Source organism: Pantoea sp. X-Soil-MYKO-1289, assembly GCF_059730625.1.
In genome coordinates this window covers 438025-461237 of sequence record NZ_AP036004.1, presented here as the reverse complement: position 1 = coordinate 461237, position 23213 = coordinate 438025, and the positions used below count along the sequence as shown (strand labels likewise).

General features: G+C 58.3%; 26 protein-coding genes. 10 read left to right on the top strand and 16 right to left on the bottom strand.

Translation table 11 applies throughout. From position 1 onward, the window contains the following. Positions 1-355 precede the first annotated feature (355 nt). Positions 356-1684 carry a polyamine export protein PaeA gene (gene paeA / locus AC6I7Z_RS02260; RefSeq protein WP_033754895.1) on the top strand — a complete coding sequence of 443 codons (1329 nt, stop codon included), beginning with the start codon at positions 356-358 and terminating at the stop codon, positions 1682-1684. Positions 1685-1717: 33 nt separating this feature from the next. Here the strand turns inward: paeA and AC6I7Z_RS02255 are convergent, their stop codons facing one another. Next, positions 1718-1924 (bottom strand): DUF1107 domain-containing protein, encoded by a 207-nt coding sequence (locus tag AC6I7Z_RS02255; protein ID WP_033754894.1) that lies wholly within the window; start codon positions 1922-1924, stop codon positions 1718-1720. Between the two features lie 315 nt (positions 1925-2239). Between AC6I7Z_RS02255 and AC6I7Z_RS02250 the strand changes: the two genes are divergently transcribed. Next, positions 2240-2794, top strand: coding sequence for a YtfJ family protein (locus tag AC6I7Z_RS02250; RefSeq protein ID WP_497812990.1), 555 nt, complete (start codon positions 2240-2242; stop codon positions 2792-2794). Positions 2795-2824: 30 nt separating this feature from the next. On the opposite strand, the gene cysQ is transcribed toward AC6I7Z_RS02250, so the two are convergent. Further along, positions 2825-3565, bottom strand: a complete 741-nt coding sequence (gene cysQ / locus AC6I7Z_RS02245) for a 3'(2'),5'-bisphosphate nucleotidase CysQ (protein WP_497812989.1) — start codon at positions 3563-3565, stop codon at positions 2825-2827. Positions 3566-3837: 272 nt separating this feature from the next. Between cysQ and AC6I7Z_RS02240 the strand changes: the two genes are divergently transcribed. Beyond that, complete coding sequence (locus AC6I7Z_RS02240) at positions 3838-5781, top strand: bifunctional 2',3'-cyclic-nucleotide 2'-phosphodiesterase/3'-nucleotidase (RefSeq protein WP_497812988.1); 1944 nt, start codon at positions 3838-3840, stop codon at positions 5779-5781. Between the two features lie 109 nt (positions 5782-5890). On the opposite strand, the gene AC6I7Z_RS02235 is transcribed toward AC6I7Z_RS02240, so the two are convergent. After that, on the bottom strand, positions 5891-6745 hold the full coding sequence (locus AC6I7Z_RS02235) for a prohibitin family protein (protein WP_497812987.1): 855 nt from the start codon (positions 6743-6745) through the stop codon (positions 5891-5893). Positions 6746-6858: 113 nt separating this feature from the next. On the opposite strand from AC6I7Z_RS02235, the gene AC6I7Z_RS02230 reads away from it, so the two are divergent. The 3 genes from AC6I7Z_RS02230 (at position 6859) to AC6I7Z_RS02220 (ending at position 7868) form a co-directional block, all read left to right on the top strand. Further along, positions 6859-7122, top strand: a complete 264-nt coding sequence (locus tag AC6I7Z_RS02230; protein ID WP_497812986.1) for a hypothetical protein — start codon at positions 6859-6861, stop codon at positions 7120-7122. After that, positions 7085-7471: a hypothetical protein gene (locus AC6I7Z_RS02225; RefSeq protein ID WP_497812985.1), complete on the top strand. Its 387-nt coding sequence runs from the start codon at positions 7085-7087 to the stop codon at positions 7469-7471. Before AC6I7Z_RS02230 ends, AC6I7Z_RS02225 begins: the two co-directional genes overlap by 38 nt. A gap of 76 nt (positions 7472-7547) precedes the next feature. Then, positions 7548-7868, top strand: a complete 321-nt coding sequence (locus AC6I7Z_RS02220) for a NirD/YgiW/YdeI family stress tolerance protein (protein ID WP_497812984.1) — start codon at positions 7548-7550, stop codon at positions 7866-7868. Between the two features lie 146 nt (positions 7869-8014). On the opposite strand, the gene bamJ is transcribed toward AC6I7Z_RS02220, so the two are convergent. Further along, a complete protein-coding gene (gene bamJ, locus AC6I7Z_RS02215) occupies positions 8015-8635 on the bottom strand; it encodes a BamJ family beta-barrel-assembly machinery protein (RefSeq protein ID WP_033754889.1) in 621 nt (206 codons plus the stop codon). Between the two features lie 343 nt (positions 8636-8978). Between bamJ and AC6I7Z_RS02210 the strand changes: the two genes are divergently transcribed. Next, positions 8979-9524 carry an OapA family protein gene (locus AC6I7Z_RS02210; protein WP_497812983.1) on the top strand — a complete coding sequence of 182 codons (546 nt, stop codon included), beginning with the start codon at positions 8979-8981 and terminating at the stop codon, positions 9522-9524. A 60-nt stretch (positions 9525-9584) separates the two neighbouring features. On the opposite strand, the gene rplI is transcribed toward AC6I7Z_RS02210, so the two are convergent. From rplI to rpsF, 4 genes are read right to left on the bottom strand one after another with little or no spacing between them, the layout of a single operon-like run. Then, on the bottom strand, positions 9585-10034 hold the full coding sequence (gene rplI, locus AC6I7Z_RS02205) for a 50S ribosomal protein L9 (protein WP_033754882.1): 450 nt from the start codon (positions 10032-10034) through the stop codon (positions 9585-9587). Positions 10035-10073: 39 nt separating this feature from the next. Continuing rightward, positions 10074-10301 (bottom strand): 30S ribosomal protein S18, encoded by a 228-nt coding sequence (gene rpsR / locus AC6I7Z_RS02200; RefSeq protein WP_000135199.1) that lies wholly within the window; start codon positions 10299-10301, stop codon positions 10074-10076. 4 nt (positions 10302-10305) lie between these two features. After that, complete coding sequence (gene priB / locus AC6I7Z_RS02195) at positions 10306-10623, bottom strand: primosomal replication protein N (protein ID WP_497812982.1); 318 nt, start codon at positions 10621-10623, stop codon at positions 10306-10308. Between the two features lie 6 nt (positions 10624-10629). Beyond that, the gene (gene rpsF, locus AC6I7Z_RS02190; protein WP_033754871.1) at positions 10630-11025 is read right to left on the bottom strand and encodes a 30S ribosomal protein S6; all 396 of its coding nucleotides are present in this window, start codon (positions 11023-11025) and stop codon (positions 10630-10632) included. A gap of 373 nt (positions 11026-11398) precedes the next feature. Between rpsF and AC6I7Z_RS02185 the strand changes: the two genes are divergently transcribed. Continuing rightward, positions 11399-11605 (top strand): hypothetical protein, encoded by a 207-nt coding sequence (locus AC6I7Z_RS02185; RefSeq protein ID WP_497812981.1) that lies wholly within the window; start codon positions 11399-11401, stop codon positions 11603-11605. 46 nt (positions 11606-11651) lie between these two features. Here the strand turns inward: AC6I7Z_RS02185 and yjfP are convergent, their stop codons facing one another. Beyond that, a complete protein-coding gene (yjfP, locus tag AC6I7Z_RS02180; protein WP_497812980.1) occupies positions 11652-12401 on the bottom strand; it encodes an esterase in 750 nt (249 codons plus the stop codon). 155 nt (positions 12402-12556) lie between these two features. On the opposite strand from yjfP, the gene AC6I7Z_RS02175 reads away from it, so the two are divergent. Together AC6I7Z_RS02175 and bsmA are read left to right on the top strand one after the other, a co-directional pair. After that, on the top strand, positions 12557-14488 hold the full coding sequence (locus AC6I7Z_RS02175; protein WP_497812979.1) for a methyl-accepting chemotaxis protein: 1932 nt from the start codon (positions 12557-12559) through the stop codon (positions 14486-14488). 55 nt (positions 14489-14543) lie between these two features. Then, positions 14544-14870: a biofilm peroxide resistance protein BsmA gene (bsmA, locus tag AC6I7Z_RS02170; RefSeq protein ID WP_048784407.1), complete on the top strand. Its 327-nt coding sequence runs from the start codon at positions 14544-14546 to the stop codon at positions 14868-14870. Here the strand turns inward: bsmA and AC6I7Z_RS02165 are convergent. From AC6I7Z_RS02165 to hflC, 7 genes are all read right to left on the bottom strand, one after another. Then, on the bottom strand, positions 14844-16472 hold the full coding sequence (locus tag AC6I7Z_RS02165) for an isovaleryl-CoA dehydrogenase (RefSeq protein WP_497812978.1): 1629 nt from the start codon (positions 16470-16472) through the stop codon (positions 14844-14846). The genes bsmA and AC6I7Z_RS02165 overlap by 27 nt on opposite strands. Before the next feature lie 85 nt (positions 16473-16557). Further along, entirely contained in the window at positions 16558-17292 is a 735-nt protein-coding gene (gene rlmB, locus AC6I7Z_RS02160; protein WP_371245467.1) for a 23S rRNA (guanosine(2251)-2'-O)-methyltransferase RlmB, read from the bottom strand. Between the two features lie 83 nt (positions 17293-17375). After that, a complete protein-coding gene (gene rnr, locus AC6I7Z_RS02155) occupies positions 17376-19805 on the bottom strand; it encodes a ribonuclease R (RefSeq protein WP_497812977.1) in 2430 nt (809 codons plus the stop codon). A gap of 16 nt (positions 19806-19821) precedes the next feature. Continuing rightward, on the bottom strand, positions 19822-20265 hold the full coding sequence (gene nsrR / locus AC6I7Z_RS02150; RefSeq protein ID WP_033754853.1) for a nitric oxide-sensing transcriptional repressor NsrR: 444 nt from the start codon (positions 20263-20265) through the stop codon (positions 19822-19824). Positions 20266-20483: 218 nt separating this feature from the next. Beyond that, the gene (locus tag AC6I7Z_RS02145) at positions 20484-21782 is read right to left on the bottom strand and encodes an adenylosuccinate synthase (RefSeq protein WP_033755291.1); all 1299 of its coding nucleotides are present in this window, start codon (positions 21780-21782) and stop codon (positions 20484-20486) included. Positions 21783-21947: 165 nt separating this feature from the next. Further along, positions 21948-22148 (bottom strand): DUF2065 domain-containing protein, encoded by a 201-nt coding sequence (locus AC6I7Z_RS02140; RefSeq protein ID WP_497812976.1) that lies wholly within the window; start codon positions 22146-22148, stop codon positions 21948-21950. A 57-nt stretch (positions 22149-22205) separates the two neighbouring features. Beyond that, positions 22206-23210, bottom strand: a complete 1005-nt coding sequence (hflC, locus tag AC6I7Z_RS02135) for a protease modulator HflC (RefSeq protein WP_033792335.1) — start codon at positions 23208-23210, stop codon at positions 22206-22208. Positions 23211-23213 lie beyond the last annotated feature (3 nt).

The window sequence follows — 23213 nt, the reverse complement described above, 5'->3', positions numbered from 1 at the left end:
CCGTAGAAAGCGGCCTGCGGCTGCGAAAAAACGGTAACAAAGCCAAATAGCCCACTATTGTCGGCAAATGGCCGGAGCGATACAACCGCTGCGCAACAGATGCGCGCGCCACTCGGATTAATCTGAGCTCAACGGCATTGCTGCGAACTCTGGCGGCGTTGAGGGCGCTGCTGCTATAATCAGCGGCGCAGGCTTCGCCTGCTCTATTTCTGCCCCGGCGCTGCTTCGCATCGTCGATAAGGCGCAGACATTTTTGGCACGGACAGCCCAGACGATGAGGTGAGTACGATCGGTACGCCTTTCAGGCGCGCTGCCCAGGCCAAAAATGACAAGTGGATAACCCTTTGGAAACCCTATGTTAGATAGCTTGCTTGTCATATTGTTGCTGATCGTGATCAGCGCCTTTTTCTCTCTCTCGGAAATCTCGCTGGCGGCCGCCCGCAAGATCAAACTCAAACTGCTGGCCGACGAAGGCAATATCAACGCGCAGCGCGTGCTGAAGATGCAGGAAACGCCTGGCACCTTCTTTACCGTGGTGCAAATCGGCCTGAACGCGGTGGCTATCCTCGGCGGTATCGTCGGCGATGCGGCCTTTTCGCCCGCCTTCAGCAGCCTTTTTAGCCGCTTTATGGAGCCGGCGCTCGCCGACCAGCTCAGCTTTATCTGCTCCTTCATCATCGTCACCAGCTTCTTTATTCTGTTCGCCGATCTGACGCCGAAGCGCGTCGGCATGATCGCGCCGGAAGTGGTGGCGCTGCGCATCATCAACCCGATGCGTTTCTGTCTGCTGGTGTTTAGTCCGCTGGTCTGGCTCTTCAACGGCCTGGCGAACGTCTTTTTCCGCGTCTTTAAGCTGCCGATGGTGCGTAAAGACGATATCACCTCCGACGATATCTACGCGGTGGTGGAAGCGGGCGCGCTGGCAGGCGTGCTGCGTAAGCAGGAGCACGAGCTGATCGAAAACGTGTTCGAGCTGGAGTCGCGCACCGTGCCCTCGTCGATGACCTCGCGCGAAAACGTGGTCTGGTTCGATCTGCGTGAAGATGAAACCACGCTGAAGACCAAAATCGCCGAGCATCCGCACTCGAAGTTCCTGGTGTGCGACGGCGATATCGACCATATCGTCGGCTATGTCGACTCCAAAGAGCTGCTGCTGCGCGTGCTGGGCAATCAGAGTATGGCGCTTAACAGCGGCGTGCAGATCCGTGCCGCGCTGATCGTGCCGGATACCCTGACCCTCTCCGAAGCGCTGGAAAGCTTCAAGACCGCCGGCGAAGACTTCGCGGTGATCATGAACGAATACGCGCTGGTGGTGGGCATTATCACCCTCAACGACGTCATGACCACGCTGATGGGCGATCTGGTGGGCCAGGGGCTGGAAGAGCAGATCGTGGCGCGCGACGAGAACTCCTGGCTGGTAGAGGGCGGCACGCCGATCGACGACGTGATGCGCGTGCTGCATATCGACGAATTCCCGCAGTCGGGCAACTACGAAACCATCGGCGGCTTTATGATGTATATGCTGCGCAAGATCCCGAAACGTACCGATTTCGTCAAGTTCGCCGGGTTTAAGTTCGAAGTGGTGGATATCGACAGTTATCGTATCGATCAGCTGCTGGTGACGCGGATTGACGATCGTCCGCCGGTGCTGAATGTGGCGAAAGCCACGGAAGCTGAAGAGTAGAAAATCAGAGGGCGCCGTCGGCGCCCTTTTTTATCAGTTGAACTCCGCCTGAAGGCGCAGCACCTGACGGTTAATTTCGGACATCACGCTCAGATGCTGAATGTCCTTTACGCGCGGAATCAACACTTTTCCTTTGTCGAATTCGAACGCGCCAACGTCCTTGATATACATCCGTCCTTTGAACAGCGTTTTTACGTATTTCGCTATTTGCAATGGATTATAGCGTTGGAAGATCTTCATGCTGTCTAACTCCTGTACATTTATAAATACGCTTCGCCGTTGCCAAGTTCGGTACGAGCCCATGAAGCGCAAAGTGCCGGTAAACTATAGAACACTCCACTGGGGTAATGTTCCGAAAACTGAACTTTTTTACTGAATTGACACATCATTACAGAATAGTCTGTTATGTCGCTTTACCAACACAGTATAAATCCAAACTTGTTAAGAGATTGTGGCATACATAGCAAACCTGACACCTTAACAAGACAGGCGCATCATCCCCGCTTACTATTGCAGAAAAATGACCAACTGGTCCGATCACCGAGGAGACTGATAATGCGACTCGCCTGCACTCTGTTAGCGCTGGTTCTCTTGCCCGGCGCCGTTTTCGCTCACAGCCTGAAACAAGACCAGCGCGTGCCCGCGGTTGGCGTCGAGGATAAAGGAGAGCTGCTCTATCAACAGGATGATTTCCGCTACCAGCGCTGGAACAGCGCGCAGCTCGCTGGCAAGGTGCGCGTGATTCAGCACATCGCCGGGCGATCCTCCGCGAAAGAGAAGAACGCCGCCGTGATTGAGGCGATTAAAGCCGCGGCCTTCCCGCACGATCGCTACCAGACCACCACCATCGTTAATACCGACGACGCCATTCCCGGCACCGGGATGTTTGTGCGCAGCAGTATTGAGAGCAATAAAAAGCAGTATCCCTGGTCGCAGTTTATCGTCGACAGCAAAGGCAACGTAAAGCACGCATGGCAGCTGGCGGACGCCGGCTCGGCGATTGTGGTGCTGGATAAGAGCGGCCGCGTGCGCTTCGTGAAAGACGGCGCGCTGACGCAGGAGGAAGTGATGCAGGTGATTAGCCTGGTTCGGACGCTGCTTAAATCCTGAAAAAAGGGAGGCGCTGGCCTCCCTTCTTGATCAGAACAGCGAGACGCGGAATCCCGGATTAAGGAAGGATTCACGCGGCGCGTAATCCAGAGTTTTGCCTGTCCAGTCGTGAACGTGCGCGCCGGCCGCCACGGCGACGGCGTGCCCCGCGCCGGTATCCCAGATGTTGGTCGGCCCAAAGCGCGGATAGAGCTGCGCCTTGCCCTCCGCCACCAGGCAGAACTTCAGCGAGGAGCCGATGGCGACGGTCTGATGTTCGCCCAGCTGCTTGAGATACTCTTTCAGCTCCTCGTCGGCGTGAGAACGGCTCACCACCACCAGCGGCGGCCGCGCCTCCTGCACGTGGATCTGCGTCTTGTTGCCGCCCTCTTCTTTCCAGGCTTTGCCTTCTGCAGCCGCGTAAAGCACGCCGAGCGCAGGCGCGTAGACCACGCCTAGCACCGGCTTGCCTTGATCGATCAGCGCGATATTGACGGTAAACTCGCCGTTACGCTTGATAAACTCTTTGGTGCCGTCGAGCGGGTCGACCAGCCAGTAGCGCTGCCACTGCTGGCGCTCGCTCCATGAAGGGGGATCTTCCTCCGACAGCACCGGCACTTCCGGCGTTAACTGTTTAAGCCCCTGCAGAATAATATCGTGCGCGGCAATATCCGCAGCGGTCACCGGGGAGTCGTCGGATTTGCGGGAAACGTCTACCGGCGTTTCCTTTTCATAAATCAGCATGATCGCGCTGCCCGCTTCGCGCGCCAGCTGGCAAATTTGCTCTAACATTTTTCACCTCCTTTTCGGTGGCAGCCGCACGAGGCGATCGTGCGCTACTTTGGTTAAATTTTAGCAGCTACTGCGCTTCCGCCCGGCCTTCCAGGCGCTAAAGTCTCAATATTTTAACAATATCAATACCATAGATTGAGGCCCGCCGCCATGCCGCACGCTTTTCAGCTTTTTCAACGCGCAAAACGTTAAACCCATCACGTAATCCTCTGACACATCATCATTCTTTTACATTAATTTGAGAGACTTAACTTTTTGCAGCAGGAGCACGCATGTTTAAACCGACTATGACCTTTCTGGCGCTGAGTCTCTCACTGAGTTTGCACGCCGCCACCGTTGATCTACGTCTGCTGGAAACCACCGATCTGCACAGCAACATGATGGATTTCGACTACTACAAAGATACCCCGACCGAAAAGTTCGGGCTGGTGCGCACCGCGTCGCTGATCCATGCCGCGCGTCAGGAGGTGAAGAACAGCGTGCTGGTGGACAACGGCGATATTATTCAGGGCAGCCCGCTCGGCGACTATATGGCGGCGAAAGGCCTGCAGCAGGGCGAGATCCATCCGGTCTACAAGGCGATGAATACGCTGGACTACAGCGTCGGCAACCTCGGCAATCATGAGTTCAACTACGGCCTGCCCTACCTGCGCAAGGCGCTGGCGGGCGCGCGTTTTCCCTACGTGAACGCCAATATCATCGATCTCCAGACCAACCGGCCGATGTTTACCCCCTGGCTGATCAAGACGGTTGAGGTGACGGATCGCGACGGTAAGCCGCAGCAGCTGAAGATCGGTTTTATCGGCTTCGCGCCGCCGCAGATTATGGTGTGGGACAAAGCTAACCTGCAGGGCAAAGTGCGCGTCGAAGACATCACCGAAACCGCGCGTCGTTATGTGCCGCAGATGCGCGCTCAGGGTGCGGATCTGGTGGTGGCTATCCCCCATTCCGGCCTCAGCAGCGAGCCTTACCATGCCATGGCGGAGAACTCGGTTTACTACCTCAGCCAGGTTGAAGGCATCGACGCGATTCTTTTTGGCCATGCGCACGCCGTCTTTCCCGGCAAGGAGTTCGCCGCCATCAAAGGAGCCGATATCGAGAAAGGCACGCTGAACGGCGTTGCGGCGGTAATGCCCGGCATGTGGGGCGATCATCTCGGCGTGGTGGATCTGGTACTGACCAATGACGCTGGCCGCTGGCAGGTCAGCGATCGCAAAGCGGCAGCGCGGCCGATTTACGATGCGGCGCAGAAAAAGTCGCTGGCGGCTGAGGATCCGGCGCTGGTGAAGGTGCTGGCGGACGATCACCGCGCCACGCGCGAGTTTGTGGCGAAGCCGATCGGCAAGTCGGCGGACGTGATGTACAGCTATCTTTCGCTGGTGCAGGACGATCCGACCGTGCAGATCGTCAATAACGCGCAGCGCGCCTACGTAGAGCATTTTATTCAGGGCGACCCCGATCTGGGCCATTTGCCGGTGCTCTCAGCCGCCGCGCCCTTTAAGGCGGGCGGGCGCAAGAACGATCCGGCCAGCTATACTGAAGTGGAGAAAGGCGAACTCACCTTCCGCAACGCCGCCGATCTCTATCTCTATCCCAACACGCTGGTGGTGATGAAAGTCAGCGGCGCGCAGGTGAAAGAGTGGCTGGAGTGCGCCGCAGGCCAGTTCAACCAGATCGATCCGCAGCGCCGCGATCCTCAGTCGCTGATCAACTGGGATTTCCGCACCTACAATTTCGACGTGATCGACGGCGTTAACTACCAGATCGACGTCACCCAACCGGCCCGCTACGACGGCGAATGTCAGCTGATCCATCCAGATGCGTCGCGCATTAAAAATCTGAGCTGGCAGGGCAAGCCGGTCGATCCGCACGCCACCTTCCTGGTCGCCACCAATAACTATCGCGCCTACGGCGGCAAGTTCGCCGGCACCGGCGATCGCTTTATCGCCTTCGCCTCGCCCGATGAGAACCGCGCGGTAGTCGCGGCCTATATCAGCGCCGAGAGCAAAAAACAGGGCGAAGTGCGTCCGCAGGCGGACAATAACTGGCGGCTGGCGCCGATTGAGAGCAGCATTCCGCTCGATATTCGCTTTGAAACCGCGCCCGGCGAGAAGGCGACCGCCTTTATTCGCAGCCATGCGCGCTATCCGATGCAGCCGCAGGGCAGCGATGAGATCGGCTTTGCGCTGTGGAAAGTCGACTTACAGAAAAAATAGCCGCTGTCGGCGCGCCGATATTTTCAGGCGGCGCGCCTCAGCTTTTTTGCTGGCTGACGGCCTGAAGCCTGACAGGCAGGCGATTGAATGGCTGGCCTGCCTGTTAGCCTTACCGCGTAGAGATAAAAGGCACGCTCCCTCCTGGGATCATCGTTTCAGGTAGTTTGCCATTCCACTGCTCCGCTGTGGTCAGTCGAATAAGCTCAGGGTATTTTTGCAGCGCAGCTCCCCGCAGTCGGATAACGTCAGCTTCCGCAGCGCCTTTTAGCCTGATTGATTCTGCATCCGCCTTAGCAGACACAAGCAGACTCTCCGCCTTAGCCTGCGCCTGAGTGATGACAATCTGCGCTTCAATTTTGGTGGTTTCCAGATTCTGTCTGTTCGTTGCGATCGCCACCTCTGCTTTCATTCGCTCTTCAATCGAACTTTCATAATCTGCAGAGAAGTTGATGCCTTCAATCTGCACGCTATCAATCATCACGGGTCCGATAATCGAGGTACGCAGCGCGTTTAACACATCCTGAATCAGTCTTTCACGATTTTGAATAGCGTTAATCGCATTATATTGACCAAAAATAATTTCGACCTGCGCAGGCACCTTTCTGGCTATTAAGCGATTTTTTAAGTTATGAAGCGTCAAATAGGAGATATACAGATTTTTGACCGCGGATATGGGCACATGGAAGTTGACTGAGACAGACATTGTCGCTGGTTGCTGATCCTGGCTGTAAGCCTGAATATCTTTAAAAAGCATACTGTTTTTTTGCAGAGGGATTTTTTGAACCGCCTCAACCCAGGGAATTTTAAATCCCAGACCAGGTTCGGCAACCCTGACTATTTTTCCATAGCGTAATAGCACGCCCCTTTCACCTTCGTTGATGGTGTAACAGACATTCAACAGGAATATGATAATAATAAACAATGATGCCGGTATGATAATGCTTTTTTTCGTCCTTTTTAGCACGTGAAACTCCTTTTCTGATAAAAGCCTGTCTTTAATATTTTCAGCAGGCGGGATTATCTGTTGCCTCTGTCGCTATCGAGGCCTGCAATATCACTTAATAACATGGAGAGTAAATGAAGAAAACCATCCTGTATGCCCTTCTGGGCGCAGCGGTCATCATCGGCTTTTCGCTTATCTATGCCGCGCTGATTGAACAGGGCATTATTTTCCAGCCAGCCGGAAGCCGTCAGAAGGGACAGGTCATCGCGACCCCTGCACAGCATGTTAATCTCGGTGTAATCTATACCGAAAGTAAAATGCTGGACATCTCCCTGGTAACGAAAAACCGTCCAGCTGAGAGTGACCATACAGAAACTGCTGGCGTTAAAGGGTATTAATCCTTATGACTATGATCTGGTTATCTCTGAAGCATTGAAAAAGAGCATTATTGATAAATTCGCAGAATATAAAGTGCCTTATAACATGAAAGGAACCATTGATGATGTCACCTTATCTCATGAAGGGCTGCTGGTTATAAAAACCTACGTTAAATATAACACTGAATACCACCCGGACTTCCGGCTTGATATCATCACCAGGACCTACACTCTTTCCCCAGAAGAGCCCGTAGAGCGTTTCATCCTGAAAAAAGTCAAAAGAATCATTGAAAATAGTCGTCGGCAATATAATAAAAATATGTTTTTAGCCGGTGACAACACCCTGCAAAAAGGCAAAGAGGGAAATTAATATGAGATAAGGAGAAAATGTGAAACGACAGTTTTGAATAAAAGGTGGAAACAGATTAATTATCTCAGGGGGTAGTATGAAAAAACTAATGCTGATTATCGCGCTTTCGCTGCTCTGCATAGGGTCGGCCGCGCATGCTCGCAGCGTAGATGTTTCTACGGTCGCTAAAGCGAAAGCAAAAAGCGATGCCGCCCGCATTGTTCTGGAAGGGCGCATTACGGAAAAAACAGGTGATGAGGATGAATACTGGCTCTCTGATGAGACGGGACGGATACGTGTTTACGTAGATGATGACTATGGCCAGCTCGTGGGCAAAAAGGTACGCATTACCGGTGAGATCGATCGTGATGATTTCAACACTAAAGTCGATGCGCAGCATCTGACCTTTATCGAGTAGAAAAAGGGATCGGTTCTTTTTAGCCGTGGCTGACGGGCATTCTGGCTATTGCGCATCGGATAAAAAGAATAAATAAGCGCCATTGCTGGCGCTTCACTTTTCGTTTTTACAAACCTGTAGAGAGTCAGCTAAGCCGCCGATCGAGATTACAGGATTTCCAGCAGCTCAACTTCAAAGATCAGGGTGCTGAACGGCGGAATCGATGCGCCTGCGCCGCGCTCGCCGTAGGCGAGATTGTGCGGGATGGTCAGCTCCCATTTCGAGCCGACCGGCATCAGGGTCAGGGCTTCAATCCAGCCTGCAATCACGCCGGTCACCGGGAATTCCGCCGGTTCGCCGCGCGCCACCGAGCTGTCGAATACCGTGCCGTCGATCAGCTTACCGGTATAGTGCACGCGCACGCGATCCTGACGTGACGGGATCGGACCGTCGCCCTGCTTGATCACGCTGAACTGCAGGCCCGACTCGGTGCTGTTAACGCCTTCGCGCTGCGCGTTTTCCGCCAGGAAAGTCTGGCCTTCCGCAGCCATCGCCTCTACGCGCTCGCGACGTACGCCTTCCGCGCGCTCATGCACTTCACGCAGCGCGCGATGCACGACGTCGACCGGCACGGCCGGCGAATTCCCTTCCAGCGCGTCGCGCAGGCCCGCGAGCAGCGCTTCCGGCTGAAGTCCCTGCAGACCGGACTCGAGCAACTGCTGGCCAACCTGTAAACCAATTCCGTAACTTGCTTGTGATTCGACGCTGTCGAATGAAGGGGTCGTCATCTTAATACCTGTCTCTTTCGCTAATTTGAACCGGCAGCATAGCAGCGCGGGCCGCTGGCGTAAAATCCCGCGCCGCGCAGGTGACTTTTGGCGGTGAAACAGAAACAATACGCAGGTCATATTTCTTGAGGCTGACAGGCACGTCGCGCCCGTATTGCCCATACTATAACTCTGGACGAGGGCAACCTCGGCAGCGTACTGAAAGAAGAGAAGATACATGGGTCAAATCGCCCCACAACGCCGCAGGACACGCGCGCCACGCACTTTGCGCACATTGCGCCAACGCTTCGCCTGGCGGCCTGCTAAACCGTCGCGCGCCGCTGGCGATGAGGAGGATTCACGAATGGCTTCAGAGGCGCCTTCCCGCTTGCCCGCCTGGCTCAGCACGGTCTGGCACTATACGGATACTATCCGCTGGATGTCCCCGCTGCCGCCCGCGCACCGGCGCGGCATCGTTATCGCCCTGCTGGTGATGCTGCTGGCGTTTTTGTGGCCCTCCAGCTCGCCGCAGTACCCTGTCGAGCGTCCGCAGACGGCTGGCGGCGAAAAAGAGGTGCCAATGCAGGCGGAGATCTACGACCAGAAAGCGCCGCAGCAAAATGCGCAGCCGCCGAAAGCGGATTCTCAGGGTGAGTGGCGCAGCTATACCATCGCCTCAGGCCAGACGCTGGCGCAGCTGTTTCGCGACAATAATCTGCCGGTGGGCGACGTATTCGCCATGGCGCGCGTCGAGGGCAGCGATCAGCCGCTGAGTGCGCTGCAGAGCGGACAGCAGGTGAAGATTCGACAAAATGCGCAGGGCGTGGTGACGGGACTGACCGTGGACGGCGCCAGCGGGCCGGTGCTCTTTACGCGTCAGCCGGACGGCAGCTTTATTCGCGCGCAGTAGCCGTGCGGCAAAAACAAAAAAGCCGGCGCAAGGCCGGCTTTTTCGCATTACCGAGTAAAATTACTCAGCAACTACATTCACAACCAGTTTAGCGAAAACTTCGCTGTGAACCTGGAAGTCAACTTCATGCTCACCGGTGGTGCGCAGAACGCCGTTCGGCAGACGAACTTCGCTCTTAGCCACTTCAACGCCAGCCGCAGTTACAGCGTCAGCGATGTCGCGAGTACCGATAGAACCGAACAGTTTACCTTCGTCGCCTGATTTAGAGGCGATGGTCACTGAACCCAGTGCATTGATTTTCTCAGCGCGTGCGTTGGCAGCAGCCAGAACGTCAGCCAGTTTGGCTTCCAGTTCAGCGCGGCGAGCTTCGAAATATTCAACGTTTTTCTTGGTAGCCGGGACAGCTTTGCCCTGCGGTACCAGGAAGTTGCGCGCGTAGCCCGCTTTAACGTTGACCTGGTCACCCAGGCTGCCCAGGTTTGCTACTTTATCAAGCAGAATAACTTGCATTACCTTATCCTCTTAAAGTCGTTAATGGACAGTTGCCGATTACTGATGACGATCAGTGTACGGCAGCAGAGACAGGTAACGCGCGCGCTTGATAGCACGAGCCAGCTGACGCTGGTATTTTGCGCGAGTACCGGTGATACGGCTCGGTACGATCTTGCCGCTTTCAGTGATGTAGTTTTTCAGCGTTGCGATATCTTTATAATCGATCTCTTGAACGCCTTCCGCGGTGAAACGGCAGAACTTGCGACGACGGAAATAACGTGCCATTTGGCTAGTCTCCAGAATCTATCAATTCAATCTGCTCGGCATGCAGCACCATTTTACTCTGTCCATTTCGCGCCTGATGGCAGCTAATGAAGCCTTCGAGAATGAGCGGCGTGCCGACCGTTATATGTTGAGTAATCTCCTGATGAAGCGCGCCGCTGATAATCACGGGCATTCTGCACCAGGCTTGCCGGTGGAAACCGGCTTCTTCCTGCACTGAGCGGTGCTCAAGCACGAACTGACAGTGAGGAATTCCTGACGGGCTCACTTTTCGAACCGGCGTCTTGCACACGGTGCCAGACAGGCGCAGTCGATTGGCCGTCACGGATGATTACTCTTCAGAATCCCCAGCATCTGACTCGTCAGAGGTTTCGTTAGCAAAATCTTCACGACGCTCACGGCGCTCGTCTTTCGCTTTAACCATCGGAGATGCTTCGGTTACCGCGTGCTTAACGCGCATAACCATGCTGCGGATAACGGCGTCGTTGAAGCGGAAGTTCGTTTCCAGCTCGTCGATCACTTCCTGCGGCGCTTCTACGTTCAGCAGAACGTAGTGAGCTTTGTGCAGTTTGTTGATCGGGTAAGCCAGCTGACGGCGGCCCCAGTCTTCCAGACGGTGAATCGTGCCTTCTGCACCAGTGATAGCACCAGTGTAACGCTCGATCATGCCCGGAACCTGTTCGCTCTGGTCAGGATGGACCATAAATACGATTTCGTAATGACGCATCGAAATTGCTCCTTACGGATTATTCAGCCTCCTGTCAGGGTCAGCTGCGGCCCACGGAAGCAAGGAACGTTATAGGTCGTGAAACATTCGCTGAATGTAACGCGCCCCTGAATGCAGCTGAAAAATTGACGCGTAATCATACTGACGCAGGACGCTAAACTCAAGCGCACATTTCATTAAATGGCAATTAAAGCGGCTTTCCGTGCTAAGGCATGAGATTCAGCGGGTTGCGCGGCCCTTTATCAATTTTCCTGATGAAGGCGTTCAACGCCGCCGTCTGGCATTGGCGGCGCGGCGCGCTAAAATTAACCATGACGACGCTTTTTTAATCAGCAGCGTCGCAGAGTGTGTTCCCATCAGTGAGGAGTCGGGCATGAAAACGTTCGTCATCGCCACTTTACTGGGTCTCTTCCTGTCTCCACCCGCCCTTGCCAGCCAGACTGACTGTGCGCAGCAGATAAGAAGTAACAGCAGCAAAGCGGCCTCAGGCTATGTCTACGTCAATCGACTGGACGCGCCGGGCAATACGCACGCCAGCGCAACAACCAGCGCGGCGCAGCGATTATCGAATCAGTTGTGATCTCTGCAGGGCAACGGGCTGACGGCGCGCCGCCAGCCCGGCTGCGTCATAAATTCCGCTTAAAGAAATCCACCAGCGCGCGCAGCGCGAAAGGGGTGATTTTGTGGCTGATGCCTTTTTCCGCGAAGAAGGTCATCTTGTCCGCCTGCCCGCTCCCCTGCAGCGCCTCCACCAGCCGCGCGGTCTCCGCGAAAGGCACCACGTCGTCCGCTTCGCCGTGCCACAGCAGCAGCGGCCGGTTCGCCAGCGCGTCCAGCTTTTCGCTGGGATCGTAGGCCGCCAGCGGCGCCATCAGCCGATCGAACTGCGCCCGATCCTCAGGGGAGCTGACGCTTACCGGCGGAAATAGCGCGTGGCTGAGCCGCATAAAGTAAGCCGATCCCATCAGGCAGGCGACGCTGCGGATCTGCGGATAGCGCGCCATCGCCCCCAGCGCGGTCATGCCGCCCAGCGACGCGCCCGCCACGGCGAAGCGGTCGCCGTCGACCAGACCCGCGGCGCGCAGCGCGTTCTCCAGCTGCGGCATCTCGTCGATATTGCGCTGCAGAATCTGCCAAAAACGAGAAAGCCGCACCGCGTCGTTGCCGTTGTCGCGCGCCCCGTGCAGATCGGCGTCGGGCATTACGGCGCGAAATCCCGCCTGCGCCAGCGCTACCGCCAGATAGGCGTAGACCTCTTTAGAGGAGGTGAAGCCATGGTAAAGCAGCACCGTCGGCAGCGCCGCTTCGCGCTGGCCCGCAGGCGCGGCGTGCAGCACCTGAATGCCCGCCAGCCGTTCCGTGTTCAGTTCAATCATGCTCGCTCCGCTGTGGATGTCGACTCCGCTGAGTTTACGTGCCCCGCGCTTAATCTGCGAACGACTTCACACATCCGCCGTTCGATTTAAGGCGTAAACCTTTTGCTGCCGATGCCGTTAATCGTATTTCCCCTAAACCGATCCAAAGGTATTTTATGAAGCGTCTCTCTCTCAGCCCCATGAGTCTTGGAGTCAAGCTGTCTGTACTGACGTCTCTCAGCGTCGCGCTGCTGCTGTTCGTCCTGACACTGACTCAAAGCCACAACGCAGCCCGCCAGCTGGAAAGCCTCGCCACGGATGATATGCACAATCAGGTGCAGGGCATCAGCGAAATGGCGTCGATGTTCAATGCTACCCTCACCGAAGAGGTCAACAACTATACCCAGCTGTTCGCCAGCTTTTTGCCGCAGCGCTTTAGCCGCGACGACAGTTCGCGTATTCAGGTCGGAGAGTTTTCGACCCCGACCCTGCGCGCCGGTCTGAAAACCCTGAACCTCGATCAGGTCGCGGTCGATGACTTTTTGCAGCGCACCACCGCCGTCTCCACCATCTTCGTGCGCGACGGCGACGACTACTACCGCATCTCTACCTCGCTGAAAAAAGAGGACGGCAGCCGCGCCATCGGCACCCGCCTCGATCGCGCCAGCGCGGCGTGGAAAAGCGTCAGCCGCGGCGAGATTTATCGCGGACTGGCGACGCTGTTCGGCCACCGCTACATCACGCAGTATCAGCCGGTTAAAGATGAAAGCGGCGCGGTGGTCGGCATTCTGTTCGTCGGCGTGCAGATTGATAAGCAGTACGCGCTGATGCGCGATAAGGTGCTGGCGCGCAAGCTGGGCGACAGCGGCCACTTTTACGTGCTGAACGGCGCGCCGGGCGCGGCGCAGGGACAATATCTTTTTGCCGCGCAGAATGAAGGCAAGCTGCCGGGCTGGGACGCCAGCGTGCAGCAGGCGCTGCTGAGCCAGCCGCAGGGCGTGCAGGAAGCGGAGCTGGACGGCGAAAGTAAAATGCTGGCGTGGCAGCAGCTGCCAGGCTGGGACTGGATAGTCGTGGGCGAGGTGAGCCGCGACACGCTGCTGGCGCCGATTACCCACAGCCGCAACCTGTTTATGCTGACCGGCCTGGCGCTGGTGCTGATTTTTGCGCTGGGCTTTGTGTTTTACAGCCGCCGCGCCATTACGCGTCCGCTGCAGCAGGTCATCCACCTGGCCGAAGAGTATGCGGCGGGTAACCTGCGCGTCCATCTGGAGACGCGCCGCCATGACGAAGTCGGCCAGCTGATTAACGCTATCAACGGCATCGGCGACGGGCTGGAGAAGATTGTTGGTCAGGTGCGCGTCGCCGCGCAGGAGATCAGCGACGGCACCGACACCATCGCCGCCAGCAGCCTCAATATCAGCGAGCAGATTGGCCGCCAGGCGAGCAGCGTTGAAGAGACCTCGGCGAGCATGGAGCAGTTCGGCGCCACGGTCGAGCATACCGCCGATAACCTGCGCCAGGCGATGACGCTGGTGGCGGAAGCGAGCAGCCTGGTCACTCACGGTAGCCAGACGGTGAGCCGATCGGTTAACACCATGTCGGCGATTCAGATCTCTTCCCAGAGCATTGCCGATATTACCCACGTGATCGAATCGATCGCATTCCAGACCAATATTCTGGCGCTTAACGCGGCGGTAGAAGCGGCGCGCGCCGGCGAACACGGTCGCGGCTTCGCGGTGGTCGCGGCGGAAGTGCGCGCGCTGGCGCAGCGCAGCGCCCAGGCGGCGAAAGAGATCGACGGCCTGATCGCCACGTCGATTAGCAACGTCTCGGAAGGCCATCAGCTGTCGCAGCAGACGCATGACGCCATGACCCATATCGTGTCGCACATCGAGCAGGTGCAGGCGCTGATGAGCGAAATCAACGTCGCGGCGCAGCAGCAGGCGGCGGGCATCGGTCAGGTGAATCAGGCGATGAACCAGATCAGCCAGGCGACCCATGAGAACAGCGAGCTGATGGCGCAGGCGGACGCGTCGGCGCAGAACCTGAGTCACAAAGGCCATCATCTGACGCAGCTGGTCAGCGTATTTCACCTGAAATCCTGACCCGCTTTGGGACGGTGGCTTACACTTACTGCACCGTCCCTCTGGAGTAAACCTTATGCGTTACGCTTACTTACTGACAATGGCGCTGCTGTTGAGCGGCTGTTCGGCGCTGAAAACCACGCCGCAGCCGCCGCCTGCGCCCACCCATCAGGCGCAGGAGATCACGCGCGCGCAGAGCGGCGGGCTGCCGAGGCTCGGCAGCGTTAGCACCCAGGTTCGCGGCTCGCCGGATGACGCGCAGCGCGCGCTGGCGGCGGAAGCCAATCAGCGCGGCGCGGTCTACTACCAGGTCATCATGGTGGACGAAACGGTGACGCCGGGATACTGGTACGCCACGGCGATCCTTTACGGCGCGTCACCCGCCGCTGGCGCGCAGCAGTAAGCGCTCCGCCACCTGACTTTCCAGCGGGCGGACGCCGCGCGCGTCGAGCCACTGCCGGCACCAGGCGTCCGCCAGCGGCGGCTCGGCATATTTCAGCAGCTGCGCGCCGGTCGCCAGCAGAAACAGGCGCTGGGCGATTTCCCGCCCCTGACTCTCCTGCAGTCGACTCAGGCGCAGCTTTAGCTGTCGCCACGCGGCGTCAAACAGGCGATTCACGCCTCTGACCGCCTCAAACTCCTGGTGCAGCATCTCCGCCGCGCCGGGCTGTTTCCGCAGCACGCGCAGCACGTCGAGACACATCACGTTGCCCGATCCTTCCCAGATGCTGTTGACCGGCATGTCGCGATAGAGGCGCGGCAGTTCGCTCTCCTCGCAGTAGCCCACGCCGCCCAGCACCTCCATCGCTTCGGCGACAAAGGGCATGCCCGCCTTGCAGACGGCGTATTTCGCCGCCGGGGTGAAGAGCCGGGCGAAGGCGCCTTCCAGCGGCTGCGCCGGCTGCGACCAGGCGCGCGCCAGCCGCATCAGCAGCGCCGTCTGTCCCTCAAGCTGTAGCGCCTGCGCCGCTAAAACCTGACGCATCAGCGGCTGATCCACCAGGTTTTTACCCATCACCTGGCGCTGGTGCGCATGGTACAGCGCGACAGAGAAAGCGCGCCGCATCTGGCCGTGGCTGCCGAGCGCGCAGTCGAATCGGGTCATGCCGCCCATTTTGAGGATTAGCCGCACGCCGTCGCCCTCTTCTCCCACCAGCCAGCCGGTGGCCTCCTGAAACTCCGCTTCGCTGCTGGCGTTGGCGCGGTTGCCCAGCTTATCTTTAAGCCGCTCAAGGCGAATGGCGTTGCGCGTGCCGTCCGGCAGCAGACGCGGCAGGAAGAAGCAGCTTAAGCCGCTGCCGCTTTGCGCGAGGATCAGATGCGCGTCGCTCTGCGGCACGGAGAAGAACCATTTATGGCCGGTAATGCGCCAGATCGAGCCGGGCGCGCGATCCGCCAGCGGCTCCGCGCGCGTGGTGTTGGTCGTAACGTCGCTGCCGCCCTGCTTTTCCGTCATGCCCATGCCGATCAGCAGGCCGCGCTTCTGATCGCCAGGCAGCGCGTGGGTGTCGTAGCGATCGCTGAGCAACGGGTCGCGCCAGCCGCTGAAAGCGTCAGGCAGCCAGCGCTGCAGCAGCGGCACGGCGGCGTGCGTCATGGTCGCCGGACAGAGCGTGCCGGCTTCGACCTGAGCGTGGAGGATAAAGCGCGCGGCGCGCGCCACCATGGCGCGATCGAGCACGTCGGGCTGCCAGCTGAGATTATGCAGTCGGCTGGCGCAGACGCCCTGCATCAACAGGTGCCACGCGGGATGAAAACGGACCTCGTCGATACGTACGCCGCGCGCGTCGTAGCGCAGCAGCTCCGGCGGCGCGGCGTTGGCCAGCCTTCCTAACTCCAGCGACTCGGCCCCGCCAAGCTGCGCGCCGACCGAGGCCAGCCATTCGCGATCCCACTCGGCGCCTTCGCGCGCGAGCGCTTCGCGCAGCGGCGTATCGGAAAGAAAGAGGTTGCTGTTGCTAAGGGGCTGCGGCTGATTGAAAACGGTGTGGGTTGTCCAGGTCATAACCACTCCTCGCGATGCGTATCCCACTAAGTATGGGAGAGCGACGCGCAGTTATGCCTGGCACTGAGGGGTTTTGCGGCGGCGATCACGCCCCGCGCTGGCGTACCGCTTCGAACAGGCAGACGCCGGTGGCCACAGAGACGTTAAGCGATGAGACGCTGCCCGCCATCGGAATGCTGATCAGCTCGTCGCAGTGCTCGCGCGTCAGGCGGCGCATGCCTTCGCCTTCCGCGCCCATCACCAGCGCCATCGGCCCGGTCATTTTGCTCTGATAGAGCGTATGGTCCGCTTCGCCAGCCGTGCCGACCACCCAGATGTTGTACTCCTGCAGCAGACGCAGCGTGCGCGCCAGGTTGGTGACGCGGATCAGCGGCACGTTCTCCGCCGCGCCGCTGGCGACTTTTTTCGCCGTGGCGTTCAGCGAGGCGGAGCGGTCTTTCGGCACAATCACCGCATGTACGCCTGCGGCGTCGGCGCTGCGCAGGCAGGCGCCGAGGTTATGCGGGTCGGTCACGCCGTCCAGCACCAGCAGCAGCGGTTTTTCCAGACTTTGCAGCAGATCCGGCAGGTCGCCCTCCTGATACTGACGGCCTGGCTTGATGCGCGCCACGATACCCTGATGCACGCCGCCTTCTACCTGACCGTCCAGCCACTGGCGGTTCGCCAGCTGGATAACGATACCCTGAGCTTCCAGCGCCGCCACCAACGGCTGCAGGCGACGATCGTCGCGGCCCTTGAGGATAAAGACTTCCTGGAAGCGCTGGGGATCGCGCTCCAGCAGCGCCTGCACGGCATGGATACCAAAAATAATTTCGCTCATCGATCTGCTCAGTTAGGAATTGAATGGACTTCAGCGGACGCTCTCTGCGCGGCAGAAAGCGTCCGTTAACGCATCAGGCGGAATCAGGCCTGCTTTTTCGCGGCGCGCTTCGCCTTAGTGGCGGCGGCGATTTTACGGGTTTTTTCCGACGGGGTTTTGCTTTTTTTCTCTTTCTTCGGCTTATCAGATGCCGGCTTCGCGTCGCGGAACGCTTCGTTCGGCTCGAAGTTGCCTTTCTTGCCGACCTGACGACGACGCTTCGACGGCGGTTTGCCTTCGCGCTTCGCTTTTTCGCGTGCGGTTTTGCCCTCGCCGCGTGGCTGACGCTGGCTGGAGATCAGCGCGAAGTCGATCTTGCGCTCATCCAGATGCACCGCCTCTACCCGCACTTCAACCGCATCGCCCAGACGATAGGTGCGTCCGCCCGATTCGCCGATCAGACGCTGGCCCACCGCATCGAAACGGTAGTAGTCGTTGTCCAGCGTGGAGACGTGCACCAGGCCGTCGATAAAGAGATCGTTGAGGCGCACAAAGAAGCCGAAGCCGGTGACGCTGGAGATCACGCCGTTAAAGGTATTGCCGACCTGATCCTGCATAAAGTCGCATTTCAGCCAGTCGGCGACGTCGCGCGTTGCCTCGTCGGCGCGGCGCTCGGTCATGGAACAGTGCTGGCCGAGCTGCAGCATCTGCGGCAGATCGTAATGATAGCCGCCGGTCGCCGTGGCGTTGCCTTTCACTTCGCCTTCCGCCTGCGCCAGCAGATATTTAATGGCGCGGTGCAGCAGCAGGTCGGGATAGCGGCGGATCGGCGAGGTAAAGTGCGCGTAAGACTGCAGCGCCAGGCCGAAGTGTCCGCGGTTTTCCGGATCGTAGACCGCCTGTTTCATCGAGCGCAGCAGCATGGTTTGCAGCATTTCCGCGTCCGGACGATCGGCGATCTGCGTCAGCAGCTCGGCGTAGTCGATCGGCTCCGGCTTCGCGCCGCCCGGCAGCGACAGGCCCAGCTCGTTGAGCACGGTGCGGAAGCTGGTGATGCTGTCGTCGCTGGGGCGATCGTGATCGCGGAACAGCGCCGGCTCCTGATGCTTCTCGACAAAGCGCGCCGAGGCGATGTTGGCGAGGATCATGCACTCTTCGATCAGCTTGTGCGCGTCGTTGCGCACGGTGCGCTCTACGCGCTCGATACGGCGCTCCGCATTGAAGATAAACTTCGCTTCTTCGGTCTCGAACGAGATGCCGCCGCGCGCTTCGCGCGCCTGTTCCAGCACCTTATACATGTTGTGCAGCTCTTCCAGCGGCTTCACCAGCGGCGCGTACTGTTCGCGCAGCTCCGGGTTGCCCTGCAGGATATTCCACACTTTGTTGTAGGTCAGACGCGCATGGGAGTTCATTACCGCTTCATAGTGTTTGAAGCCGGTCAGCTTGCCTGCCGAGGAGATGGTCATCTCGCACACCATGCAGAGACGATCGACCTGGGGATTCAGCGAGCAGAGCCCGTTGGAGAGCACTTCCGGCAGCATCGGCACCACCTGCGACGGGAAGTAGACCGAGGTGCCGCGCTGCAGCGCTTCGTCGTCCAGCGGCGTGCCGGGACGCACATAGTAGCTGACGTCGGCAATGGCGACCCAGAGGCGCCAGCCGCCGCCGCGTTTTTTCTCGCAGTAGACCGCATCGTCGAAGTCGCGCGCGTCTTCGCCGTCGATGGTGACCAGCGGCAGCTGGCGCAGATCGACGCGCCCTTTTTTGGCCGCTTCAGGCACCTCTTCGCTGAGCTTGCTCACCTGTTTTTCAACTTCCGGCGGCCAGCTGTGCGGGATTTCATGGGTGCGCAGGGCCATATCGACCGCCAGGCTGGTGCCCATGTCGTCGCCGAGGATCTCGGCGACTTTACCGATGGCTTTGGTGCGGCGCGTCGGGCGCTGCACCAGCTCGACCACCACCACCGATCCCATACGCGCCTGTAGCGTCTCTTCCGGCGGGATCAGGATGTCGAAGCTCAGACGGCTGTCGTCCGGCACCACGAAACCGGCGCCCGCATCGGTGAAGTAGCGGCCGACGATCTGATTGTTGCGCGGCTCCAGCACGCGCACCACGCGCGCCTCGCGGCGGCCTTTGCGATCGGCGCCCAGCGGCTGCGCCAGGATAACGTCGCCGTGCATGCACATTTTCATCTGCTCGGCGGAGAGGTAGAGGTCATCTTTCTGACCTTCCACGCGCAGGAAGCCGTAGCCGTCGCGGTGGCCGATGACCTTGCCGCGCAGCAGATCGAGACGTTCCGGCAGCGCATAGCACTGGCGGCGGGTGAAGACCAGCTGACCGTCGCGCTCCATGGCGCGCAGACGACGACGCAGCGCTTCAAGGTGCTCTTCGTCGGTAAGATTCAGCTCTTGCGCCAGCTCGTCGCGGCTGGCCGGCTTTTCGCGTTTTTCCAGATGAGCCAGAATAAATTCACGGCTCGGAATAGGGTTTTCATATTTTTCAGCTTCTCGTTGCTGAAAAGGATCGTTTGACATAGCGGTTCCTCCGATGTCATTTCAGATTCATTGCCACCGGCGGTTCGGACAATAAAATTTGGTATAAGGGTTCGTTCCCCTCGACTAAGTCTGCCAGCGTATAGCTGTCCAGTTCCCGCAGGAACAGCTGTACCGCATCGTTTAGCGCTTTTTTTAAGCGGCAGGCTGGCGTGATGGCGCAAGTTGCGCAGTCTACTAACTGTAGCGGCTCCATTTTGCGCACTACATCGCCGATGACGATATTATGCGGATCCATCCCAAGACGGATGCCGCCGTTTTTGCCGCGCGTCGCGGCGATAAAGCCCGCCCGGCTGAGTTGATTGATGATTTTCACCATATGGTTGCGCGACACGCCGTAGGTCTCGGTGACTTCAGTAATATTCGTCATTCTGCCTTGCGGCAAACTTGCCATATAAATCAAGGCCCGCAGACCATAATCGGTAAAACTTGTCAGCTGCACAATTACCTCGGTAGATCACCCATGGCGTGTTTATTCATTTCGTCCGCGTTGCGGTTGATTTTAATAGTAAACCGACTTGCGGCTACTGTAGATGATAAACCAGAGTCGAATCCAGAGTGTGTTTTTTTCAGCCGAACGGCGATGCGGCAAAGCGAAGGGAGAGTTAGCGGCTTGCTAAGCGGGAAACAGAGGCCGGCGCTGCGCCGGCCTTTGCAGGATTATGCGTCGAACGGATCGCGCAGAATCATGGTTTCGCTGCGGTCCGGGCCGGTAGAGATAATATCAACCGGTACGCCCGTTACTTCTTCCACGCGCTTGATATAGTCGCGCGCGGCCTGCGGCAGACCTTCCAGCGTTTTCACGCCAAAGGTGGTTTCGCTCCAGCCTGGCAGGGTTTCATAGATCGGCTCGATGCCTTCCCAGTTCTCTGCCGCCAGCGGCGTAGTGGTCACTTCGCGACCGTCCGGCAGGCGATAGCCTACGCAGATTTTCACTTCTTTCAGACCGTCCAGCACGTCCAGCTTGGTCATGCAGAAACCCGACAGCGAGTTGATCTGCACCGCGCGGCGCACGGCGACCGCATCCAGCCAGCCGGTGCGACGACGACGGCCGGTGGTGGCGCCGAACTCGTTGCCTTTAGCGCACAGGAACTCGCCGATGTCGTCGAACAGTTCGGTCGGGAACGGGCCCGCGCCGACGCGCGTCGAGTAAGCTTTCACGATGCCCAGCACATAGTCGACGCAGCGCGGACCGATGCCTGAGCCGGTCGCCACGCCGCCAGCGGTGGTGTTGGAGGAGGTCACATAGGGATAGGTGCCGTGGTCGATATCCAGCAGCGTGCCCTGCGCGCCTTCGAACATGATCAGATCGCCGCGCTTCTGCGCCGTATCCAGCAGATCGGAGACGTCAACCACCATGCTGGTCAGGACGTCGGCTACCGCCAGCACGTCGCTCAGCACTTTGTCGTAGTCAACCGCGTCTTCTTTGTAGTAGTTCACCAGCTGGAAGTTGTAGTAATCGACAATCTCTTTCAGCTTAACGGCGAAGGTCTCTTTGTTGAAGAGATCGCCGACGCGCAGACCGCGGCGCGCCACTTTATCTTCATAGGCCGGGCCGATGCCGCGACCGGTGGTGCCGATAGCTTTGGCGCCGCGCGCTTTTTCGCGCGCCAGATCCATCGCGACATGGTATTGCAGGATCAGCGGGCAGGCTTCAGAAATCAGCAGACGTTCGCGTACCGGTACGCCACGCTCTTCCAGGCCTTTCATCTCTTTCATCAGAGCTTCAGGCGACAGCACCACGCCGTTACCAATGATGCTGGTGACGTTTTCGCGCAGGATGCCAGATGGAATTAAATGGAGGACGGTTTTTTCACCGTTGATGACAAGCGTATGGCCTGCATTGTGGCCACCCTGGTAACGCACCACGTAATTAGCGCGTTCAGTCAGCAGATCTACAATTTTACCTTTGCCTTCGTCACCCCATTGGGTGCCCAGTACGACGACGTTCTTACCCATTTTCAAAATCACCGATTGCTTAAAAATGGATTCTACCATCTGATCTTGCGGCTTTCAGCACTTTTAGCATACGTTTGCGCGCATTTTTCGCCTGAGTTTTGCGCACTACAACATCCTGGGGAATAGGCGAGCGGGAGGCACAATTTAGCCCTGCCAGCAGAGAAATCAGCTGCCGCCGTGCGCGGCGATCATGTAGTAAATGACCACGCCCGCCACTACCAGTCCGCCGCCGAAACGGTGCAGCAGGCGATCCGGCAGCTGCGCCATGCTCAGGATCATACGACGCCAGATGCGCGGCAGAAACATCGGCCCCAGTCCTTCCAGCACCAGTACCAGCGCCAGCGCCATCCATATGGTTTTATTCATTTACCATTCCCAAAAAAAAGGCCGACATCATTGTCGGCCCGTAGGTTATAGCAGTTCTTATCGCGTCGCGTTAGAGGGTGCTTTCATATAGCGGAAGAAATCGCTGTCCGGGCTGAGCACCATCACGTCCTGATTGTCGCTGAAGCTATTTTCATAGGCGCGCAGGCTGCGGATAAAGGCGTAAAAGTCCGGATCCTGGCTGAATGCGTCGGCAAAGAGCTTCGCTGCTTCGGCATCGCCGTCGCCGCGCGTAATCAGCGCGGTACGCTGCGCTTCCGCCAGCGTGCGCGTGACCTGATAGTCCGCCTGCGCACGCAGTTTTTCCGCCTCTTCCTGACCCTGAGAGCGCTGGCTGCGCGCGACGGCTTCACGCTCGGCGCGCATACGATTGTAAATCGCGTCCGAGACCTCGGTCGGCAGATTAATCTGCTTGATGCGCACGTCGACGACCTGAATACCCAGCGCCGCCATGCTGTTCGGGTTAATCGCCGGCTCTTTGCTGTTGGTTTCGCGCTCGACGCGCGCCGCCGCGCTGGCAATGGCGTCATCCGCCGCTGGCGTCTGCACTTCGTCGTCGCTGCCGGCGCTGCCGGTATTCAGCGCGTCGCGTACGTCGGTGGTCAGACGGCCGCGAGAGTCCGTCACGATATCTTTCACATCAAGACGGCCCATCTCAGAACGCAGACGGTCGCTGAATTTACGCTTCAGCAGCACTTCCGCCTGTGAAACGTCACCGCCGCCCGTCGCCAGGTAGTAGCGGCTAAAATCGCTGATGCGCCATTTGATGTAAGAGTCGACAATCAGGTCTTTCTTCTCTTTGGTAACGAAGCGATCCGCCTGGTTGTCCATGGTCTGAATACGCGCATCCAGCGTTTTTACCGTCTCGATAAAGGGGACTTTCATATGCAGACCCGGCGCGAACACCTGCGGTTTGTTTTCATCGTCGCGCAGCACTTTGCCGAAGCGCAGCACGATGCCGCGTTCGCCTTCCTGCACCACGAACAGTGAAGCGTAGAGCGCCACCAGAACAACAATAATGACTACAATTATGGGCTTACGCATCGA

Coding starts and splice junctions, on each gene's coding strand:
- paeA (WP_033754895.1), top strand. CDS start 356: ATGTTAGATAGCTTGCTTGTCATATTGTTGCTGATCGTGATCAGCGCC.
- AC6I7Z_RS02255 (WP_033754894.1), bottom strand. CDS start 1,924: ATGAAGATCTTCCAACGCTATAATCCATTGCAAATAGCGAAATACGTA.
- AC6I7Z_RS02250 (WP_497812990.1), top strand. CDS start 2,240: ATGCGACTCGCCTGCACTCTGTTAGCGCTGGTTCTCTTGCCCGGCGCC.
- cysQ (WP_497812989.1), bottom strand. CDS start 3,565: ATGTTAGAGCAAATTTGCCAGCTGGCGCGCGAAGCGGGCAGCGCGATC.
- AC6I7Z_RS02240 (WP_497812988.1), top strand. CDS start 3,838: ATGTTTAAACCGACTATGACCTTTCTGGCGCTGAGTCTCTCACTGAGT.
- AC6I7Z_RS02230 (WP_497812986.1), top strand. CDS start 6,859: ATGAAGAAAACCATCCTGTATGCCCTTCTGGGCGCAGCGGTCATCATC.
- AC6I7Z_RS02220 (WP_497812984.1), top strand. CDS start 7,548: ATGAAAAAACTAATGCTGATTATCGCGCTTTCGCTGCTCTGCATAGGG.
- bamJ (WP_033754889.1), bottom strand. CDS start 8,635: ATGACGACCCCTTCATTCGACAGCGTCGAATCACAAGCAAGTTACGGA.
- AC6I7Z_RS02210 (WP_497812983.1), top strand. CDS start 8,979: ATGGCTTCAGAGGCGCCTTCCCGCTTGCCCGCCTGGCTCAGCACGGTC.
- rplI (WP_033754882.1), bottom strand. CDS start 10,034: ATGCAAGTTATTCTGCTTGATAAAGTAGCAAACCTGGGCAGCCTGGGT.
- rpsR (WP_000135199.1), bottom strand. CDS start 10,301: ATGGCACGTTATTTCCGTCGTCGCAAGTTCTGCCGTTTCACCGCGGAA.
- rpsF (WP_033754871.1), bottom strand. CDS start 11,025: ATGCGTCATTACGAAATCGTATTTATGGTCCATCCTGACCAGAGCGAA.
- AC6I7Z_RS02185 (WP_497812981.1), top strand. CDS start 11,399: ATGAAAACGTTCGTCATCGCCACTTTACTGGGTCTCTTCCTGTCTCCA.
- yjfP (WP_497812980.1), bottom strand. CDS start 12,401: ATGATTGAACTGAACACGGAACGGCTGGCGGGCATTCAGGTGCTGCAC.
- AC6I7Z_RS02175 (WP_497812979.1), top strand. CDS start 12,557: ATGAAGCGTCTCTCTCTCAGCCCCATGAGTCTTGGAGTCAAGCTGTCT.
- bsmA (WP_048784407.1), top strand. CDS start 14,544: ATGCGTTACGCTTACTTACTGACAATGGCGCTGCTGTTGAGCGGCTGT.
- AC6I7Z_RS02165 (WP_497812978.1), bottom strand. CDS start 16,472: ATGACCTGGACAACCCACACCGTTTTCAATCAGCCGCAGCCCCTTAGC.
- rlmB (WP_371245467.1), bottom strand. CDS start 17,292: ATGAGCGAAATTATTTTTGGTATCCATGCCGTGCAGGCGCTGCTGGAG.
- rnr (WP_497812977.1), bottom strand. CDS start 19,805: ATGTCAAACGATCCTTTTCAGCAACGAGAAGCTGAAAAATATGAAAAC.
- AC6I7Z_RS02145 (WP_033755291.1), bottom strand. CDS start 21,782: ATGGGTAAGAACGTCGTCGTACTGGGCACCCAATGGGGTGACGAAGGC.
- AC6I7Z_RS02140 (WP_497812976.1), bottom strand. CDS start 22,148: ATGAATAAAACCATATGGATGGCGCTGGCGCTGGTACTGGTGCTGGAA.
- hflC (WP_033792335.1), bottom strand. CDS start 23,210: ATGCGTAAGCCCATAATTGTAGTCATTATTGTTGTTCTGGTGGCGCTC.